General features: G+C 57.9%; 1 protein-coding gene. It reads right to left on the reverse strand.

Features of this window, described 5'->3' with window-relative positions:
- Positions 1 to 864: 864 nt before the first annotated feature.
- The coding region (locus J8I87_RS43930) for a transposase (protein ID WP_245254632.1) at positions 865 to 1,277 on the reverse strand (413 nt) is incomplete at its 5' end.

Consider the following 1,277-nt stretch of genomic DNA (forward strand, 5'->3'; position numbering starts at 1 on the left):
GTACGATGCTTGCCCATAATCGGCACCTCCTTCTCCAAAGGATAGATGTCCGCTTTTCTGGGTCAACTTCAGTCAACGGTTTCCATCGCCGTTAGCAGCACGTCAGTAAAGTGGGACGTCGAATGAATTTTCACACCCAACGGGGATTTGAGTAGCTGAACAGGCGACTCGGGACCGAAAGGTCCGCCGACGCGACTCGTCTTTCCGGCGCCAGAACGCTTTTTGGGTTTCCCGATTTGAACCTGTCGCGCGGGGGTATCCCAAAAAAGAATGCCCGCACGAAGCGGGCTAAATCCATATCGGGAGGTGATACGGAGGAGACGGTTTGAGTATAGGCCCAATTGGGGGAAACCCGCACAAGAGGGGCGTCAGAACGTTGCTGCAGTGCAACGCAATGGACTGCCACGGACCAAGATCCGGTCATCAGCGATTGCTTCCTCTCGCGCGCCGGCCAGCCGAACAGGCACGATTGTCGGCGCAGAGTTCACACCGATATATTCGAGATTGCTTGGCGGGAAAACTGTTCGTCTCAGAGGCGCCCGGCGTAGCGCCGGGCCGGGCGTCTCACGACGCCGTGTTTCCCAGCGCGCTGCGCCACAGGTCGGAGTTCAAGCGGTGCGGTTGGTCGGCGCGACGAGACGCACTTGCCGCTAAAGCGGCATTCGACTGGACCGGTAAGTCGAATCAGCTAGCGGAGCAGGTCCGGGCGAGTCGGTGATGAAAGGCTACGAACACCGGCCGAGCGATTCCCACAAGCTATTGCACCCACTGATTGAATCGGCGGCAGACCGCGGATTTTCGTACGTCGACCGAGCCATTTCCGTCCTCGACTATACCGGTTACTCGCATCGTGCTTAGACGGATTCAAAAAGGCTGCTCCGTCCGTCTGAAGATGTTCCAGCAGACGAGGGAGCAACCGAGTTTGAGAAATGCTTCGTGATTGTCGGCCCGACGTTCGAAGCGAATGCGAAGACGACGGAAGTTCTGAAGCCACGCATGAGTACGTTCCACAACCCACCGGAATTTGCCCAGACCACTGCCCTGTTCTGTCCGGCGCCTGGCAATCCCCGGCTTGATTTCGCGCTCGCGAAGTTTCTGGCTTTTCTGGCGATGTGCATCGGAATCGTAGCCACGGTCTGCGTAGATGACCTTGGGTTTCTGAAGCGGCCGGCCACGTACGCCCCGAATCGGTGGAATGGCGTCTGAGGTTGACCCGGTTCGACGGACGGATTTGCAGCCAGCGATTTGATGCGATCTAACCTCCGTTGAGTGTTGAG

This window comes from Paraburkholderia sp. LEh10, assembly GCF_017814945.1.
GTDB lineage: Bacteria > Pseudomonadota > Gammaproteobacteria > Burkholderiales > Burkholderiaceae > Paraburkholderia.